15 protein-coding genes and 1 pseudogene are annotated in these 15,171 nt (G+C 63.8%); 13 read left to right on the top strand and 3 right to left on the bottom strand.

Annotated features, from left to right (window positions below):
* Positions 1–231 precede the first annotated feature (231 nt).
* Both CEJ45_RS25345 and CEJ45_RS19240 read left to right on the top strand, forming a co-directional pair.
* Positions 232–408, top strand: coding sequence for a type II toxin-antitoxin system RelE/ParE family toxin (locus CEJ45_RS25345; RefSeq protein ID WP_088756776.1), 177 nt, complete (start codon positions 232–234; stop codon positions 406–408).
* 9 nt (positions 409–417) lie between these two features.
* The gene (locus tag CEJ45_RS19240; RefSeq protein ID WP_039786028.1) at positions 418–723 is read left to right on the top strand and encodes a HigA family addiction module antitoxin; all 306 of its coding nucleotides are present in this window, start codon (positions 418–420) and stop codon (positions 721–723) included.
* A gap of 272 nt (positions 724–995) precedes the next feature.
* Here the strand turns inward: CEJ45_RS19240 and CEJ45_RS25385 are convergent.
* Both CEJ45_RS25385 and CEJ45_RS19230 read right to left on the bottom strand, forming a co-directional pair.
* Positions 996–1,125 (bottom strand): annotated as a pseudogene (locus tag CEJ45_RS25385) (ATP-binding cassette domain-containing protein); the annotation flags it as partial.
* Between the two features lie 221 nt (positions 1,126–1,346).
* Entirely contained in the window at positions 1,347–2,552 is a 1,206-nt protein-coding gene (locus tag CEJ45_RS19230; RefSeq protein ID WP_088756644.1) for an aminotransferase class V-fold PLP-dependent enzyme, read from the bottom strand.
* Between the two features lie 302 nt (positions 2,553–2,854).
* Here CEJ45_RS19230 and CEJ45_RS19225 point away from each other — a divergent pair, with 302 nt between their 5' ends.
* The 11 genes from CEJ45_RS19225 to gcvH all read left to right on the top strand — a co-directional run bounded on the left by CEJ45_RS19225 (position 2,855) and on the right by gcvH (position 13,878).
* On the top strand, positions 2,855–3,793 hold the full coding sequence (locus CEJ45_RS19225) for a LysR family transcriptional regulator (RefSeq protein ID WP_088756643.1): 939 nt from the start codon (positions 2,855–2,857) through the stop codon (positions 3,791–3,793).
* A 135-nt stretch (positions 3,794–3,928) separates the two neighbouring features.
* Entirely contained in the window at positions 3,929–5,401 is a 1,473-nt protein-coding gene (locus CEJ45_RS19220; RefSeq protein WP_088756642.1) for an NAD(P)-binding domain-containing protein, read from the top strand.
* Entirely contained in the window at positions 5,398–6,372 is a 975-nt protein-coding gene (locus CEJ45_RS19215) for an ABC transporter permease (RefSeq protein WP_088756641.1), read from the top strand. Before CEJ45_RS19220 ends, CEJ45_RS19215 begins: the two co-directional genes overlap by 4 nt.
* 23 nt (positions 6,373–6,395) lie before the next feature.
* On the top strand, positions 6,396–7,331 hold the full coding sequence (locus CEJ45_RS19210; RefSeq protein WP_370516427.1) for an ABC transporter permease: 936 nt from the start codon (positions 6,396–6,398) through the stop codon (positions 7,329–7,331).
* Positions 7,328–8,320: an ABC transporter ATP-binding protein gene (locus CEJ45_RS19205; RefSeq protein WP_088756639.1), complete on the top strand. Its 993-nt coding sequence runs from the start codon at positions 7,328–7,330 to the stop codon at positions 8,318–8,320. The genes CEJ45_RS19210 and CEJ45_RS19205 overlap by 4 nt, the downstream gene beginning before the upstream one ends.
* A complete protein-coding gene (locus CEJ45_RS19200) occupies positions 8,313–9,320 on the top strand; it encodes an ABC transporter ATP-binding protein (RefSeq protein ID WP_088756638.1) in 1,008 nt (335 codons plus the stop codon). Before CEJ45_RS19205 ends, CEJ45_RS19200 begins: the two co-directional genes overlap by 8 nt.
* Before the next feature lie 99 nt (positions 9,321–9,419).
* Positions 9,420–11,006 carry an ABC transporter substrate-binding protein gene (locus tag CEJ45_RS19195; RefSeq protein ID WP_088756637.1) on the top strand — a complete coding sequence of 529 codons (1,587 nt, stop codon included), beginning with the start codon at positions 9,420–9,422 and terminating at the stop codon, positions 11,004–11,006.
* A 4-nt stretch (positions 11,007–11,010) separates the two neighbouring features.
* Complete coding sequence (locus tag CEJ45_RS19190; RefSeq protein ID WP_088756636.1) at positions 11,011–12,342, top strand: acyl-CoA thioester hydrolase/BAAT C-terminal domain-containing protein; 1,332 nt, start codon at positions 11,011–11,013, stop codon at positions 12,340–12,342.
* Positions 12,339–12,875 carry a CMD domain protein gene (locus CEJ45_RS19185; RefSeq protein ID WP_088756635.1) on the top strand — a complete coding sequence of 179 codons (537 nt, stop codon included), beginning with the start codon at positions 12,339–12,341 and terminating at the stop codon, positions 12,873–12,875. Before CEJ45_RS19190 ends, CEJ45_RS19185 begins: the two co-directional genes overlap by 4 nt.
* On the top strand, positions 12,872–13,477 hold the full coding sequence (locus CEJ45_RS19180; RefSeq protein WP_088756634.1) for a peroxidase-related enzyme: 606 nt from the start codon (positions 12,872–12,874) through the stop codon (positions 13,475–13,477). The genes CEJ45_RS19185 and CEJ45_RS19180 overlap by 4 nt, the downstream gene beginning before the upstream one ends.
* Before the next feature lie 23 nt (positions 13,478–13,500).
* The gene (gene gcvH, locus CEJ45_RS19175; protein WP_088756633.1) at positions 13,501–13,878 is read left to right on the top strand and encodes a glycine cleavage system protein GcvH; all 378 of its coding nucleotides are present in this window, start codon (positions 13,501–13,503) and stop codon (positions 13,876–13,878) included.
* 13 nt (positions 13,879–13,891) lie between these two features.
* Here gcvH and ssuD read toward each other — a convergent pair whose 3' ends face one another.
* A complete protein-coding gene (gene ssuD, locus CEJ45_RS19170) occupies positions 13,892–15,019 on the bottom strand; it encodes an FMNH2-dependent alkanesulfonate monooxygenase (protein ID WP_088756632.1) in 1,128 nt (375 codons plus the stop codon).
* Positions 15,020–15,171: the final 152 nt, after the last annotated feature.

Here is a 15,171-nt window from a genome sequence, read left to right as displayed (position 1 = left end):
TAATTTTGGATATCCGAACTCAATTTTTTGACAAAGCGATAGTTGGCGCAGGCATCTCTCAGGATTATATGTTCTGTGAAGCGGATTCTGTTTAGCGGAATCCGTACCGCGTTATACAATCCTTATCCAGATGATTCATTCATTTGCCTGTTCAGAAACCGAGATGCTCTTCAACAGTTCTCCGTTCACCGTTTTCACAATATCGAACGGGTGGCTCGGCGCAAGCTCCAGATGATCCATGCTGCCCGTGATCTGGGCGCATTGAGAGTGCCGCCGGGTAATCGACTCGAACTGCTCAAGGGAGATCGCAAAGGGCAGCACAGCATTCGTGTGAGTGATCAGTGGCGTATCTGTTTCAGATGGGTAGATGGAGCGGCCCACGATGTCGAGATCGTGGACTATCACTAGGAAGGCATCATGAGCAAAAAGTTGGAAGAGATTCACCCTGGCGAAATCCTCCTTGAGGAATTCATCAAGCCCATGGGAATGACTGCTGCGCGCGTCGCGTCCGATATCGATGTGCCGGTTTCGCGCATCAGTGAAATCATTAACGGCAAGCGGCCCGTAACAGTAGATACCGCCGTACGCCTTGGCGTTTACTTCAAGATGGATCCACTGTTCTGGCTTAATCTCCAGTCAGAATACGATGTGCGCATCGCCTATCGGGACTTGCTGCCGGTCATCAAGTCCCGGATTCGTCCCTTGATGACCGCTCATGGCTAAGGTCAAAGCGATCGATTCAATGGCGCATAAAAAACACGGATCACTCCGTGGCTTGCAGTAATACACGCCGGCCTGGCGTTATGCACGCTTCTGCGGTAGCCCCGGCTCTGCGGGGCATCCCGGCGGTGTGACAGGGAGACGGTGCAGTCTGCCCGAGCGCATCAGAAGGCGCGGCGAATTGGCCAGCGCCCGGGCGATGCCCACGCGCTGGCGCAGGCCGAGCAGGGCTTCATGGCCCAGGCCGGTAATGTCTTCGCCGTCGATGAGGACGGGCCCGCGGTCGGGGCGTTCGAGGACGTTGAGGGTGCGGATCAGGGTGCTCTTGCCGGCGCCGGAACGGCCGATGATGCCGAAGATCTCGCCCTGGGCGATGTCCAGGTTGATGTCCTGCAGCGCGATGATGTCGCGCTGGCCGGCACGGTAAGTCTTGTGGAGTTGCTCGATACGAATCACGCTGGTCAGTTCTAAGGAAGCGGCCCCGAGTCTAACCGGGGCTGACCCACGTGAGAACTTATAAAAAGTTCTTGGCTTATGAGAGAAAACGCTAGTTGAAACCTAATGAACGGGAATGATGGAGCCGGCGCATCCCCTATGAGAAAACTAAGTCCGCCGGTCCGTCAATCTTAATGCTCCGCCAGCACGGCCGTCTCGACCTCATGCGCCAGCACCTGCCGCACGGTGGCCACGACATAGTCGATCTCGGCCTCGGTGGTGCCGCGTCCCAGCGAAAAGCGCACGGCATTGCGTGCCACGTCGGGCGAACGGCCGATGGCCAGCAGCACGAAGGAGGGCGCGGAAGCGGCTGAATTGCAGGCTGAGCCGGCCGACACCGCGATGCCCAGCAACTGGCTGCCCAGCGTGCCGTAGCGCGTGGGCGGAAAGCTCACGTTGAGGTTATGCGGCACGCGTGCCTCGGCGCTGCCATTCAACTGCACGCCGGGCAGGTCCGCCAGCCCGGCCCAGAGGCGATCCCGCAGGCAACGGATGCGGCGTCCTTCTTCTTCCAGCACATCACCGGCCAGTGCGAAGGCTTCGCCCATGCCCACGATCTGATGCGTGGCCAGGGTGCCGGAGCGCATGCCGTTCTCATGACCGCCGCCGTCAATCTGGGCTTCCAGCTTCAGGGCAGGATTGTGGCGGACATACAGGGCACCTATGCCCTTGGGCCCATAGACCTTGTGCGCCGAGAAGGACATCAGGTCCACCTTCAGCTGCTGCAGGTCGATGGCGATCTTGCCGGCCGCCTGCACCGCATCGACGTGGAACACCACGCCGTGCGCGGCACACAGTTCGCCCAGCTCGGCAATGGGCTGTATCACGCCGATCTCGTTGTTGACATACATCACCGAGGCCAGCAGCGTGTCCGGCCGCAAAGCCGCACGGAACTGGGCCAGCGTGATGAGGCCGTCCGCGCCGGGCTGCAGGTAGGTGACGTCGAAGCCGGCCTTTTCCAGCGTATGCATGGTGTCCAGCACGGCCTTGTGCTCGGTGGCCACGGTGATGAGATGCTTGCCCCGCCCCTGCGCGCGCAGCGCGTGGGCACAGCCTTTGAGGGCCAGGTTGTTGGATTCGGTCGCGCCCGAGGTCCAGATGATTTCATCGGGGCGGGCGCCGACCAGCCCGGCTACCTGGGCACGCGCCTTGTCCACCGCACGCCGCGCTTCCCAGCCAAAGGGGTGGGAGCTGCTGGCCGCATTGCCGAACTTCTCGGTGAGGAAGTCGCACATGACACGCGCCACATGCGGATCGACCGGCGTGGTAGCGCCATAGTCCAGGTAGATGGGGAAGCGAAGATCGGCCGGCGGGCGACAGGGGGCAGGGGCGTTCATGACGGTGTTCCGGAGAGTCCAGAGGGTTCCAGTTGAGCAGGGTGGCCAAGGGCCTGGTCATACAGTAACGCCGCTGCCGTTCCTTGGAAAACGACTTTGCGCTCATTTGTATATACGGAATTCGAAAGTTGCCCGCAGGCATCCCGATCGGCCAGGCAGCAAGACAGGAGGGCAGCGGGATTCCCGGTCACATGCCACCTCATGCATTTGCTTATACAAAATTATTATACTGAAATAGAATACAAGCAAACCTATAATTCGAAAATCATATGCAAGGACCTTAATCAAGGAAAGCGATTTCGATGGATCTGAATCAGCTGGAGGCATTTGCGGCCGTAATGACCCTGGGGAGCGTGACCGGTGCCGGCCGCAGCCTGGGCCGTTCGCAGCCCGCCGTCAGCAAGGCCATCGGCGAACTGGAAGCCGAGCTGGGCTACGCCCTGTTCGACCGCAACGGTCCGCGCGTCACGCCCACGGCCAAGGCCTTCCTGCTCTACGAAGAGGTGGAGCGCTCACTGGTGGGCCTGCGCAGCATCCGCGAGCGGGCGCAGGAAATCGCCCGCGAAGAGGTCCATCCGGTCCATCTGGTCGCCACCCCCGCGCTGGCTTCCACCATCGCCCCGGCGGCCCTGCAATTGCTGGCCGCCGACAAGGAGCGCGCTTTCCCCGAACACATCCACCTGCGCAGCGCTTCGGCCGAGCAGGTGGTGCATGCGGTCCTGCATCGTACCGTCAGCCTGGGGCTGACCTCGTTGCCGGTGGCCCATCGCGGGCTGGACCTGCACTGGATCGGCGAAGCGCCCTGCGTGGCGGTGGTGCGCGCCGATCATCCGCTGGCGGGCAAGGACAAGCTCACGCGCGCCGCCCTGCGCGGCCAGCGCGTCATCACCATGTCCAACCGCTATCGCCTGCGCCAGCGCGTGGAATTGGCGCTGGGCGAGGACAGCCAGCTCGATGTGGCCATCGATACCAACACCTCCTTCAACGCCATCATGGCTGCCCGCGCCGGGCTGGGCGTGGCGCTGGTGGAGCCGGCCACGGCCTACGGCATGCCCATCGAGGGCATGGTGGTCAAGCGCCTGGCGGTGGAGATTCCGTTTTACTTCGGTGTGGTCACGCCCTATGGCAAACCGGTCGAGGGCGTCACGCAACGCCTGATCGATGCCGTGGAAAAGGCCGCCCGCACGACCTTGCAGGGCTTCGTCAAGCGCGATGCCAGCCTGCATGACGAATTGTTGTAAATGATTTCGCAGTAGCAGTGTAGTAAAAACCAAGCAAGCAGCGTCAACCGGGAAGGGCGTTGCATCACAAAACCCGAATCGAGACGATCGCAGGCCCTTGCCGGCGACGTCTCTTCATGCTTTTGACGAGGCGCTATGCACGACACCGAACCGACCCTGATCCCCGCTGCTCCCCCGCAAGGACTGGCCGCCCTGGAGGCGCGCGTACGCCAGGACCTGCAATGGCTGGCGCTGCCCGGCAAGTCCTGGACCCCGGCCACCGTGCGCGACGGTGTGCCGGTGATCGACGTGGCCATCATCGGCGGCGGCCAAGCCGGCATGGCGGCTTCGGTGGCGTTGTCGCACCTGGGTATTCCCAATGTGATCTACGACCAGTCGCCCAAGGACTTCGAAGGCCCCTGGGCCACTACTGCGCGCATGGAAACCCTGCGTTCCCCCAAGACCCTGACCGGCCCGGCGCTGGGCTTCCCGGCGCTGACTTTCCGTGCCTGGTTCGAGGCTCAGTTCGGGCTGGACGCCTGGGAAGCGCTGGACAAGATCCCGCGCCTGCAATGGATGGAGTATTTGCGCTGGTTCCGTCGCGTCATGCAACTCGATATCCGCAACGAACACCGCGTGCTGGCGGTGCAGCCGCGCGCCGATGGCATCGTGGCGCTGCAGCTGCAATCGCCTGCGGGCACATCGACCGTGCTGGCGCGCCGCGTGGTGGTAGCCACCGGCCGCGACGGCCTGGGCGGTGCCTACCTCCCGCCGCTGGTGGAGCAACTGCCGCGCGACCGCTGGGCGCATTCCTCCGACCTGTTCGACTACGCCAGCCTGAAGGGCAAGCGCGTGGGGGTGATCGGCGGTGGCGCTTCGGCCATGGACAGCGCCGCGACCGCACTGGAAGAGGGGGCTGCGCGCGTGGATATGCTGATCCGCCGCAAGGACCTGCCGCGCATCAACAAGGGCAAGGGCTCGGGTAACCCCGGGCTGGTCAACGGCCACCTGCACCTGCCGGATGAATGGAAATGGCGCATCCGCCATTACGTCAACGCCCAGCAAGTGCCGCCGCCTTCTGGCAGCACGCGCCGCGTCTCGCGCTTTGCCAATGCCCGCTTCCTGCTGGGCACGGCGATCGAATCCGTTGAGGTCAAGCCGGATGGGGCGCTGCTGCTGCAGACCAACCGTGGTCCGCTGGAACTGGATTTCCTGTTCTTCTCCACCGGTTTCAAGATCGACTGGAGCCTGCGCCGCGAGTTCAAGGACATCGCACCGCACATCCTCAACTGGAGCGACCGCTACACCCCGCCGGCCGGTGAAGAAGACCAGGAACTGGCCGACTCGCCCTACCTGGGCCCGGTGTTCGAGTTCCAGCAGAAGACGCCGGGCAGCCTGCCGGGACTGGAGCGTGTGCACTGCTTCTGCTATCCGGCCGCCGCCAGCCATGGCACGGTGTCCGGCGACATCCCGGCCATCAGCGATGGCGCCTACCGCCTGGCGCAGGGCATCGCCGCGCTGATGTACAGCGAGGACATCGACTACCACTACCGCAACATCCAGGCCTATGAAGAACCGGAACTGGAAGGCGACGAGTGGAGCGAATCGCCCTGGGAGCTGCCCGCATGAGTGGGGCCATCGCAAAGAGCGTGCTGCAGGCGCTCATGGTGGTGCTGTTGATGACGGTGATCGTTTTCTTCGGCCTGCACATGATCGGCAACCCGGTCGATATCCTGATCGGCCAGGACGTGGACCAGGTGGACCGCCTGCGCATCATCAAGGAGCTGGGACTGGACCAGCCGGTATGGCGCCAGTACCTGGCCTTCCTCAATGGCGCGCTGCACGGCAACCTGGGCAACAGTTTCGTCTACAACACCCCGGCCATCCTGCTGATCTTCCAGCGCCTGCCGGCCACGCTGGAGCTGGCCGTGGCCGCATTGCTGCTGGCGCTGGCGGTGGGCGTACCGCTGGGGCTGTTTGCGGGCATGAAGCCGGATCATCCGGTCTCGCGCCTGGTGATGACCACCAGCATCTTCGGGTTTTCGCTGCCAACCTTCTGGATCGGGCTGATGCTGATCATGGCCTTCTCGGTCACGCTGGGCTGGCTGCCTTCGGGCGGACGCGGGCAGACCGCCGAACTGTTCGGTGTGCAATGGTCGTGGCTTACCGCCGATGGTTGGCGTCACATGATCCTGCCGGCCATCAACCTGTCGCTGTTCAAGATTTCGCTGGTCATTCGCTTGACCCGCGCCAATGTGCGTGAGGTGCTGCCGATGGACTACGTGAAGTTCGCCCGTGCCAAGGGCTTGTCCCCGGCGCGCGTGGTGCTGATGTACGTGCTGCGCAATACGCTCATCCCGCTGGTGACGGTGGTCGGGCTGGAGTTCGGCTCCACCATTGCCTTTGCGGTGGTTACCGAGAGCATCTTTGCGTGGCCGGGTGCGGGCAAGCTGATCCTGGACAGCATCAATGCGCTGGATCGTCCTGTCATCGTGGCTTACCTGATGGTGATCGTCTGCATGTTCGTCACCATCAACCTGGTGGTGGACGTGCTCTACAAACTGCTTGATCCGCGCGTGCGGGTGGAGGCCCGTGCATGAGCGCGCCGCAAACTGAAGTGACCATGACGCAAGAACAGGTGCGCGCCCGCGTGGCCGAGCTGTCGGCCTTCCGGGCCCCGCGCCGCGAGTCCCCATGGCGGCGCGTGATGCGCCATTTCGTGGCCTCGCGCTCGGCCATGCTGGGGCTGGTGATCGTGCTGCTGCTCATCGTCGGTGCCATTGCCGCCCCCTGGATCACGCCGCAGAACCCGTATGACCTGATGCAGCTCGATGTGCTCGATGCACGCTTGCATCCTGGCACCATCAATGGCGCCGGCACCTATACCTATTGGCTCGGCACCGATGGCCAGGGCCGCGACCTGGTCTCGGCGATCCTCTATGGCCTGCGCATCAGCGTGGGCATCGGCGTGGGCTCGGCCCTGATCGCAGGCGTGATCGGCACGCTCATCGGCTTGCTGGCTGCGTATGCGGGCGGCAAGGTCGATACGGTGCTCATGCGCTTTGCCGACCTGGTGCTGTCCTTCCCCTCGATCCTGGTAGCGATGCTGATCCTGGCCTACGTGGGCAAGGGCATCTTCAACGTGATGGCCACGCTGGTGGTGCTGGAGTGGGCGTATTACGCGCGCACCGCACGCGGCCAGGCATTGGTGGAACGGCGCAAGGAATACGTGGAAGCCGCCAGGGGCCTGAACCTGTCGTCCTGGCGCATCATGGTGCGCCACATCCTGCCCAACTGCCTGCCGCCGCTGATCGTCATCGGCACCCTGCAGGTGGCACGCGCCATCACGCTGGAAGCGACCCTGTCCTTCCTCGGCCTGGGCGTGCCGATCACCGAACCCTCGCTGGGCCTGCTCATCTCCAATGGTTACCAATACATGCTCTCGGGCGAATACTGGATCAGCTTCTATCCCGGCATCACGCTGTTGGTCGTGATCGTGGCCATCAACCTGGTCGGCGACCGCCTGCGCGACATCCTCAACCCACGGTGGCAGAAATGAGCGCGCCCACTCTTGAGGTGCGCAACCTGCGCACGCATTTCTTCACGCCCGACGGCGTGCTGCCGGCGGTCGATGATGTTTCGCTGTCGGTCGGTCGTGGCCGCATCCTGGGTCTCGTGGGTGAATCCGGTTCGGGCAAGAGCGTGACCGGTTTTTCCATCCTCGGCATGGTCGATGCGCCCGGCCGCATCGTTGGCGGCGAAATCCTGTTCCAGGGCCGCGACCTGGTGAGCATGGACAAGACTTCGCTGCGCGAACTGCAGGGCAACCGCATCGCCATGATCTTCCAGGATCCGATGATGACCTTGAATCCGGTCCTGAAGGTGGAAGCGCAGATGGTCGATGCCGTGCTGGCGCACAGCAAGCTCAGCCGCCAGCAGGCGCGCGAACTGGCGCGCGATACCCTGGGCATGATGGGCATCGCCAGTCCGGAAGAACGGCTGCAGGCCTATCCGCATCAACTCTCGGGCGGCATGCGCCAGCGCGTGGCCATTGCCATCGCGATGCTGCACAAGCCCGACCTCATCATTGCCGATGAGCCGACCACGGCCCTGGATGTGACCATCCAGGCGCAGATCCTGTCGGAAGTGCAGAAGCTGGCGCGCCAGCATGGCACGGCGCTGATCTGGATCACGCACGACCTGTCGGTGGTGGCTGGCCTGGCCGATGAAGTGGCGGTGATGTATGCCGGGCGCATCGTCGAGCAGGGCAGTGTGGATGCGGTGCTCGATGCGCCGCTGCACCCCTACACGCAAGGCCTCATCGGCAGCCTGCCCAGCAACAACCGGCGCGGTGCGCGGCTGCGCCAGATTCCCGGGATGACGCCCAACCTGCTGCACCTGCCGCCGACCTGCGCCTTCGCTGCCCGCTGCGAGCGCCTGTCCCAGCAGTGCCTGGTGGCACCCGCGATCAGCGAGCCACGGCCAGCGCACCGGGTGCGCTGCTATCACCCGACCCCAAGCATACAGAGCAACGAGCACCATGGATAAGGCCGTCATTCCCCTGATCGAAACCCGCGCCGTCAGCCGCCGTTTCGGCGAGCGCCGCCAGGGCTGGCTGGATCGCCAGTTGCAGGCACGCGGCTGGAGCCGCCCGCCGGCCGTCACCCACGCGCTGGACCAGGTGGACCTGAAGGTCTTGCCGGGTGAAGTGGTGGGGCTGGTCGGCGAATCGGGTTGCGGCAAGTCCACGCTGGGCCGGGTGGCCTGCGGCCTGCTCGATCCTTCCGATGGCCAGGTGCTGGTCAACGGCCGCGACCGCGCCAGCCTCAGCAGCAAGGAAGAGGCCGAGGCCCGGCTGCAGGTGCAAATGATTTTCCAGAATCCCTATGCCAGCCTGAATCCGCGTTTGCGCATCGACCAGATCGTGGGCGAAGCGGCACAAGTGAATGGAAAGGTCGAGGGCGACCTCGACGCCTATGTCTGCCAGCAGTTGCTGCGCGCCGGTCTCGATCCGGCCCTGCGCGACCGTTATCCGCACCAGTTCTCCGGCGGCCAGCGCCAACGCATCGGCATCGCGCGCGCACTCGCGGTGCAGCCGCAGATGCTGGTGTGCGACGAGGCCGTGGCGGCGCTGGATGTGTCGATCCAGGCGCAGATCCTCAATCTCTTCATGGATCTGCGCGAGCAACTGGGCCTGACCTATCTTTTCATCAGCCATGACCTGGGCGTGGTGGAGCACGTATCGGACCGCGTGGTGATCATGTACCTGGGCCGCGTGGTGGAGAGTGCGCCGGTGGGCGAACTGTTCGGCCAGCCCAACCACCCCTATACGCAGGCGCTGCTGGCCGAGGTGCCCCGCATGGGCGCGCGCAAGAAGGAATTCACCGCCATCAAGGGCGAGATCCCCAGTCCGCTGAACCCGCCGACCGGCTGCCACTTCAACCCGCGCTGCCCGCATGCCACGCAGCGCTGCCGCGAAGAGCAGCCGCTGTTGCGCGAGATCGCACCGGGGCACATGAGTGCCTGCCATCTCAATGATGGCCGCTGAGATGATGTGAAACGATAGAAACGAAGAACCGAAGAACCGAGCAGTCAAGAACTTGGCAACCCCGCAGTGCTTCCACCCTGACCACAGAGGAACCCGACCATGAAGAAAACCCTCCTGACCCGCCTGCTCGCCGTCGCCCTGACCGGTGCCGCGCTGGCTGCCGCTGCCGACGCCGCGCATGCGCAGAACCTCAACATCGCCTTTGCCGATCCGCTCTCCTCGCTGGATCCGCAGCTGAACAACCACGCCGGCGACCGCTCGGTCGACCTGCATTTCTGGGACCTGCTGGTCCAGAACGATTACAACAAGCTGGTCCCCGGCCTGGCCGTGAGCTGGAAGAACATCGACCCCAAGACCTGGGAGTTCAAGCTGCGCCCCAACGTCAAGTGGCAGGACGGCAAGCCCTTCACTGCTGACGACGTGATCTTCTCCTACCAGCGCGCCCGCGCCGTACCGGGCAGCGTGGCCACCTTCGCCGGCTATCTGCGCACGGTGGAATCGGTCACTGCCAAGGATCCGCTGACCCTGGTCATCAAGACCAACATTCCCAACCCGGACCTGCCGCTGAACCTGGCCTCGGTGCACATCGTCGGCAAGCACGTGGGCGAGAAGTCCACCACCGAGAACTACAACAGCGGCGCGGCCGTGGTCGGTACCGGTCCCTACAAGTTCGTCTCCTACACCCCGGGCGACCGCGTGGTGATGCAGCGTAATGATGACTACTGGAACGGCAAGGCCCTGTGGGAAAAGGTCAACTACCGCTACATCAACAATGGCGCGGCCCGTACTGCCGCGCTGCTGTCGGGCGACGTGGACGTGATCGACAAGGTGTCGGTGTCTGACCTGGCCAAGCTGAAGCAGTCGCCCAACGTCAAGGTCTACCCCTACAACGGCCTGCGCGTGCTGCTGATCCAGCCGAGCTTCCATGAAGGCCCCAGCCCCTTCATCACCGACAACAACGGCAAGCAGCTGGAGAAAAATCCGCTGCTGGACGTGCGCGTGCGCCGTGCCATGTCGCTGGCCATCAACCGCAAGGCCCTGATCGACCGCATCCTGCAGGGTGCGGCCACCGAGGCCAACCAGTGGATGCCGGCCGATACCTTTGGCTACAACCCGGAGATCAAGAACATTCCCTTCGACGCCGCCCAAGCCAAGAAGCTGCTGGCCGACGCCGGATTCCCCGAAGGTTTCAAGCTGACCATCCACGTGCCCAACGACCGCTATCCGCAAGCACCGGAAACCATGCAGGCCGTGGCGCAGTTCTGGACCCGCATCGGCATCAAGACCCAGGTCGAAGTGCTGCCATGGGCTTCCTATTCCTCGCGTGCCAACAAGAACGAGTTCGCCGTCTCGGTGCTGGCTTGGGGTAACGGTACCGGTGAAGCCAGCTACGCGCTGGTCAACGTGCTGGGCACGGTCGATCCCAAGAAGGGCATCGGCGCCTCCAACTGGAACCACTACAGCAGCCCGGCAGTGGACAAGGCCCTGGCCGATTCGACCGCCGAGTTCGATGCTGCCAAGCGCGAAGCCATCCTGCGCGGCGCGGCCAAGACCGTCTCGGATGAGGTTGGCGTGATCCCGCTGTACCACTACCAGAACATCTGGGCGGCCAAGAAGGGCCTGAAGGTCACTCCCATCAGCAGCGACCGCACCACCGCCATGATGGTGACCCAGGACAAGAAGTAAGGCCATGCCCAACTTCTCCATCGAGGTCAGCCCGGCCGACGACCTGATCGACGTACCCCGCCGCATCATCGTGCGGGGTGCGCATCCGGGCGAGCCGGTGCGCATTTCTTCGGCCACCGTGCGCAACGGCGCGCAGTGGCGCAGCACGGCGTGCTACATCGCCGATGCCTACGGCCACGTCGATGTGAGCATGAACCCGGCCATCGATGGCGATTACTACGGCATCGATCCCATGGGTTTGCTGTGGTCGCAGAAGCCGGTGCAAGCCGGCCGTCGCGACAACTTCCACGCCGATGTCATGGCACCGCTGGTGACCACGCTGACCGTTTCCTCACTGGATCAGCCGGGCCTGGCGCCGTGCGCGCCGGCCAGTACCGAGCTGGTACAGCGGCTGGCCGCTGCCGGGGTGACCCGGCGCGAGGTGCGCGAAGAGGGGCTGGTCGGCACCTTGTTCCTGCCGGCTACGCCCGGACCGCATCCGGCGGTGATGATCCTCAACGGGTCCGGTGGCGGCATCAACGAACCGCGTGCGGCCCTGTTTGCCTCGCGGGGGGTGGCCGCGTTTGCGCTGGCGTATTTCAAGGCGCCGGGCCTGTCGGATTACATTTCCAATACGCCGCTGGAGTATTTCGAACGCGGACTGGACTGGCTGCGCGCCGAAGTGCAACCGCTGCACGATTTCGTCGCCATCAGCGGCCAGTCGCGCGGTGGCGAACTGGTGTTGCTGCTGGGGGCGACCTTTCCGCAGAAGGTCTCGGCGGTGCTGGCCTATGTGCCCAGTGCGCTGGTGCACAGCGGCCAGAACGCGGCCGATCCGGCAGTCGGCCGCGAAGGCCCGACCTGGCTGCTGCGCGGCCAGCCCTTGCCGCATCAATGGCAGGACAACCGCACCGCCAGCTGGACGCCGTTTGACGAAGGCCCGGCACCGCATCGCCACGAGCTGGCCATGCTGACCGCGCTGCAGGACGAGGAAGCGGTGGCGCGTGCCCGCATCCCGGTGGAGAAGATCGCCGCACCGGTGCTGCTGCTGTCGGCCACCGATGATGGCTCCTGGCCCTCCAGCCTGTATTGCGCGATGGTCAAGGACAAACTAACTGCGGTGTCCCACCCGTGGCCGGTGGTGTGGCGCAACTATGCGCATGCCGGCCATTCGATCCTGTTCCCCTTCGTCCCGACCACGCAGACCACGTATGCGCATCCGGTCTCGGGGCGCATCAGTACCGGTGGCGGCGAACCCGCCGCCAATGCCCGCGCCGATCTCGACGCCTGGCAGCAGGCGCAGCACTTCCTGCGCGACGCGCTGGCCAGGCATTCATCCACAAAGGAAAACGCATGAGTACCCCCGTCTACGACATCAGCAAGGATGTCATCGACCAGCTGGCCGGCCTGGCCGCTGGCAGCCCCCTGCACGGCCTGCGCCATCAGCGCGACAAGGTGGCTGTGGCTTCGCAGGGCAGCTATGACACCCTGTTCGACCCCGCCCTGGAAGGCATCGGCCTGGACGAACGCCTGCTGGTGGCGCTCTACGCCTGCCGCCTGGCTGGCGCATCCGACCTGGCCGCGCATTACCGTGCCCGTGCAGAAGCGGTGCCGGCCGATGCTGCGCAACTGGCTGCGGCTGACAGCGGTGAGCCTGAGCAATTACCGGCGGGCCGTCTGCGCGCCATGCTGGTCTTCACGCGTGCGCTGACGCAGCGTCCGGTGGAAGGTGACAAAGCCGCCATTGAAAAGCTGCCGGCGGCAGGCATCAGCACGCCGGCGGTGGTGGCACTGTCGCAGCTGATTGCTTTCGTGTCCTATCAATTACGCGTGGTCGCGGGCCTGAAGGCCATGCGTGCTGCGGCGGCCCAACAAGGAGAGTCGGCATGAGCGAGATCATCAAGGCCAACGGTTTTACCAATGAGACCCTGGAATGGGATGCCTGGCTGGACGTGATCGAGCTCGACGCGGCCAGCGAAGACCAGGTCAAGGTGCTGGAAGAAAGCCATCCCAAGGCCAAGACCTCGGACTACTACCTGTTCCTGGCGCACCAGCCTGACATCCTGCGCCAGCGCTCGGCGGCCTTCAACGCCATCATGTATGCGCCGGGTGGCCTCTCGCGTGCCGAGCGCGAGCTGGGTTCGCTGGTGGTGTCGCGCATCAATGGCTGCGTGTATTGCGCTTCCGTTCATGCGCAGCGTTTCGAGCAGCTGGCCAAGCGCAACGATACGGTGCGCCAGGTGTTCGATACGCCCTATGGTGCCGGTGTGGATGCGCGCGAGCAGGCCATTGCCAAGTTCTCGGCGGAGCTGACCGAGGCGCCGGGCGAGATCGGGGCGGACCAGATCAAGGCCTTGTATGAGGTGGGCTTGAATGAACTGGAAGTGCTGGACCTGATTCACTCGGTGGCCATCTTTGCCTGGGCCAATCGTTTGATGCTCAACCTGGGCGAGCCGGTGTTTGCCGATGGCAGCCAGGCTGAAGCCAAGTAAATCATTTCCATGAGGAGACAGTGATGCACATTCCGGATCATCTGGTCTATGCCGAGACCCATGAATGGGTCAAGCTTGAAGACGATGGCACGTTGACCATCGGCATTACCGATTTCGGCCAGGAGCAGTTGGGGCCGCTGGTGTATGTCGATATGCCGGCGGTGGGCAAGGTGTTGGCGAAGGGGGCCGAGTCGGGCATCGTCGAGTCCAACAAGACGGCGTCGGACTTGCATGCCCCGGTTGATGGCGAGGTGATCGCCATCAACGAGTTGCTGGTGGAGACGCCTGATGCCATCAATGGTGCGCCGTATGAGCAATGGATCTTCAAGCTCAAGCCGGCTGCGCCATTTTCGGTTGAAGGCTTCCTTGATGCGGCGGGTTACATCAAGCTGATTTCCTGACGCGCTGCTGCGTTCAGGAGGCCGACGCGGCGGCGCGGATATCGAAAGCGCCGCCGGTCTGTGCGCGGTCACGCAAGGTGACGGTGTTCTTGCCCAGCAGGGGGAAGACCAGTTCGGCGAAGCGTATCGCTTCTTCCAGGTGCGGGTAGCCGGAGAGGACGAAGGTATCTACGCCCAGGTCCGCATATTCCTGCAGGCGTTCGGCCACGGTGGCTGCGTCGCCCACCAGCGAGGTGCCGGCACCGCCGCGTACCAGGCCCACACCGGCCCACAGGTTGGGGGCGATTTCCAGTTTGTCGCGGCGGCCGCCGTGCAGGGCGGCCATTCTTTGTTGTCCCACTGAATCCATCTTGGCGTAGTTCTGCTGGGCGCGGGCGATGTCTTCGTCGGTGAGTTTGCTGATGAGGCGTTCGGCGTCGGCCCAGGCTTCGGCCGTGGTTTCGCGCACGATGGCATGCAGGCGTACGCCGAACCTGACGGTGCGGCCTTGCTTGGCGGCGCGTTCGCGGACGTCTTCGATCTTCTGTTTGACGGCAGCGGGTGGTTCGCCCCAGGTGAGGTAGGCGTCAACGTGCTTGGCGGCGAGGTCGTGGGCAGCAGGGGAGGAGCCGCCGAAATACAGCGGGGGGTAGGGCTGTTGTATGGCCGGATGGAACAGCTGGCCGTTGCGGATGCGGAAGTGCTTGCCTTCGTAGTTGACGGTTTCACCTTGCAGCAGTTTGCGCCAGATGGTGAGGTATTCGTCGGCGGCTTCGTAGCGTTCGTCGTGTTTCAGGAAGACGCCGTCGGCTTCCAGTTCCGTGGCATCTCCTCCTGGCACGACATTGAGCAGGAGGCGGCCGTTCAGGGCCTGGTCCAGTGTTGCGGCTTGTCTTGCCGAGGGGCCGGGGGCGCCCAGGGACGTTCTCAGGGCTACCAGCAGCTTGATGCGCTGTGTGACCGTGACCAGGCTTGCGGCTACTACCCAAGGGTCCAGGCAGGAAGCGCCCGTCGGGATCAGCAATCCGTCGTAACCTAACGTTTCGCTGGTCACCGCTATCTGACGCATGTAATCCAGCGTGGGCGCACGGCCGAAGTCGGATTTGCCCAGGTAACGAGTGTCGCCTGATGTGGGGAGGAACCAGAAGAGTTCTAATGACATGCCAGAGTTTCCTTTTGCATTTTTCGCTTTGGCGTTATTAGAGCGCTCTGTTGTCTTTGTAAAGTGGACCCATCCGTCAAGACAGCGTTTGCCAGAATTTAAGCTGCATCCATGACTTCACTTGCAGCAGAACAGCGCTGCCCTGATCCTGC

The sequence above is a fragment of the Herbaspirillum aquaticum genome (assembly GCF_002213425.1).
Taxonomy (GTDB): domain Bacteria; phylum Pseudomonadota; class Gammaproteobacteria; order Burkholderiales; family Burkholderiaceae_D; genus Herbaspirillum; species Herbaspirillum aquaticum.
The sequence above is the reverse complement of the archived record's forward strand: the minus strand, read 5'-3'. Positions and strand labels throughout refer to the sequence as shown.

Excerpts from the sequence above, each read along its gene's own strand:
- CEJ45_RS25345 (WP_088756776.1), top strand. The coding sequence starts at position 232 with ATGATCCATGCTGCCCGTGATCTGGGCGCATTGAGAGTGCCGCCGGGT.
- CEJ45_RS19240 (WP_039786028.1), top strand. The coding sequence starts at position 418 with ATGAGCAAAAAGTTGGAAGAGATTCACCCTGGCGAAATCCTCCTTGAG.
- CEJ45_RS19230 (WP_088756644.1), bottom strand. The coding sequence starts at position 2,552 with ATGAACGCCCCTGCCCCCTGTCGCCCGCCGGCCGATCTTCGCTTCCCC.
- CEJ45_RS19225 (WP_088756643.1), top strand. The coding sequence starts at position 2,855 with ATGGATCTGAATCAGCTGGAGGCATTTGCGGCCGTAATGACCCTGGGG.
- CEJ45_RS19220 (WP_088756642.1), top strand. The coding sequence starts at position 3,929 with ATGCACGACACCGAACCGACCCTGATCCCCGCTGCTCCCCCGCAAGGA.
- CEJ45_RS19215 (WP_088756641.1), top strand. The coding sequence starts at position 5,398 with ATGAGTGGGGCCATCGCAAAGAGCGTGCTGCAGGCGCTCATGGTGGTG.
- CEJ45_RS19210 (WP_370516427.1), top strand. The coding sequence starts at position 6,396 with ATGACGCAAGAACAGGTGCGCGCCCGCGTGGCCGAGCTGTCGGCCTTC.
- CEJ45_RS19205 (WP_088756639.1), top strand. The coding sequence starts at position 7,328 with ATGAGCGCGCCCACTCTTGAGGTGCGCAACCTGCGCACGCATTTCTTC.
- CEJ45_RS19200 (WP_088756638.1), top strand. The coding sequence starts at position 8,313 with ATGGATAAGGCCGTCATTCCCCTGATCGAAACCCGCGCCGTCAGCCGC.
- CEJ45_RS19195 (WP_088756637.1), top strand. The coding sequence starts at position 9,420 with ATGAAGAAAACCCTCCTGACCCGCCTGCTCGCCGTCGCCCTGACCGGT.
- CEJ45_RS19190 (WP_088756636.1), top strand. The coding sequence starts at position 11,011 with ATGCCCAACTTCTCCATCGAGGTCAGCCCGGCCGACGACCTGATCGAC.
- CEJ45_RS19185 (WP_088756635.1), top strand. The coding sequence starts at position 12,339 with ATGAGTACCCCCGTCTACGACATCAGCAAGGATGTCATCGACCAGCTG.
- CEJ45_RS19180 (WP_088756634.1), top strand. The coding sequence starts at position 12,872 with ATGAGCGAGATCATCAAGGCCAACGGTTTTACCAATGAGACCCTGGAA.
- gcvH (WP_088756633.1), top strand. The coding sequence starts at position 13,501 with ATGCACATTCCGGATCATCTGGTCTATGCCGAGACCCATGAATGGGTC.
- ssuD (WP_088756632.1), bottom strand. The coding sequence starts at position 15,019 with ATGTCATTAGAACTCTTCTGGTTCCTCCCCACATCAGGCGACACTCGT.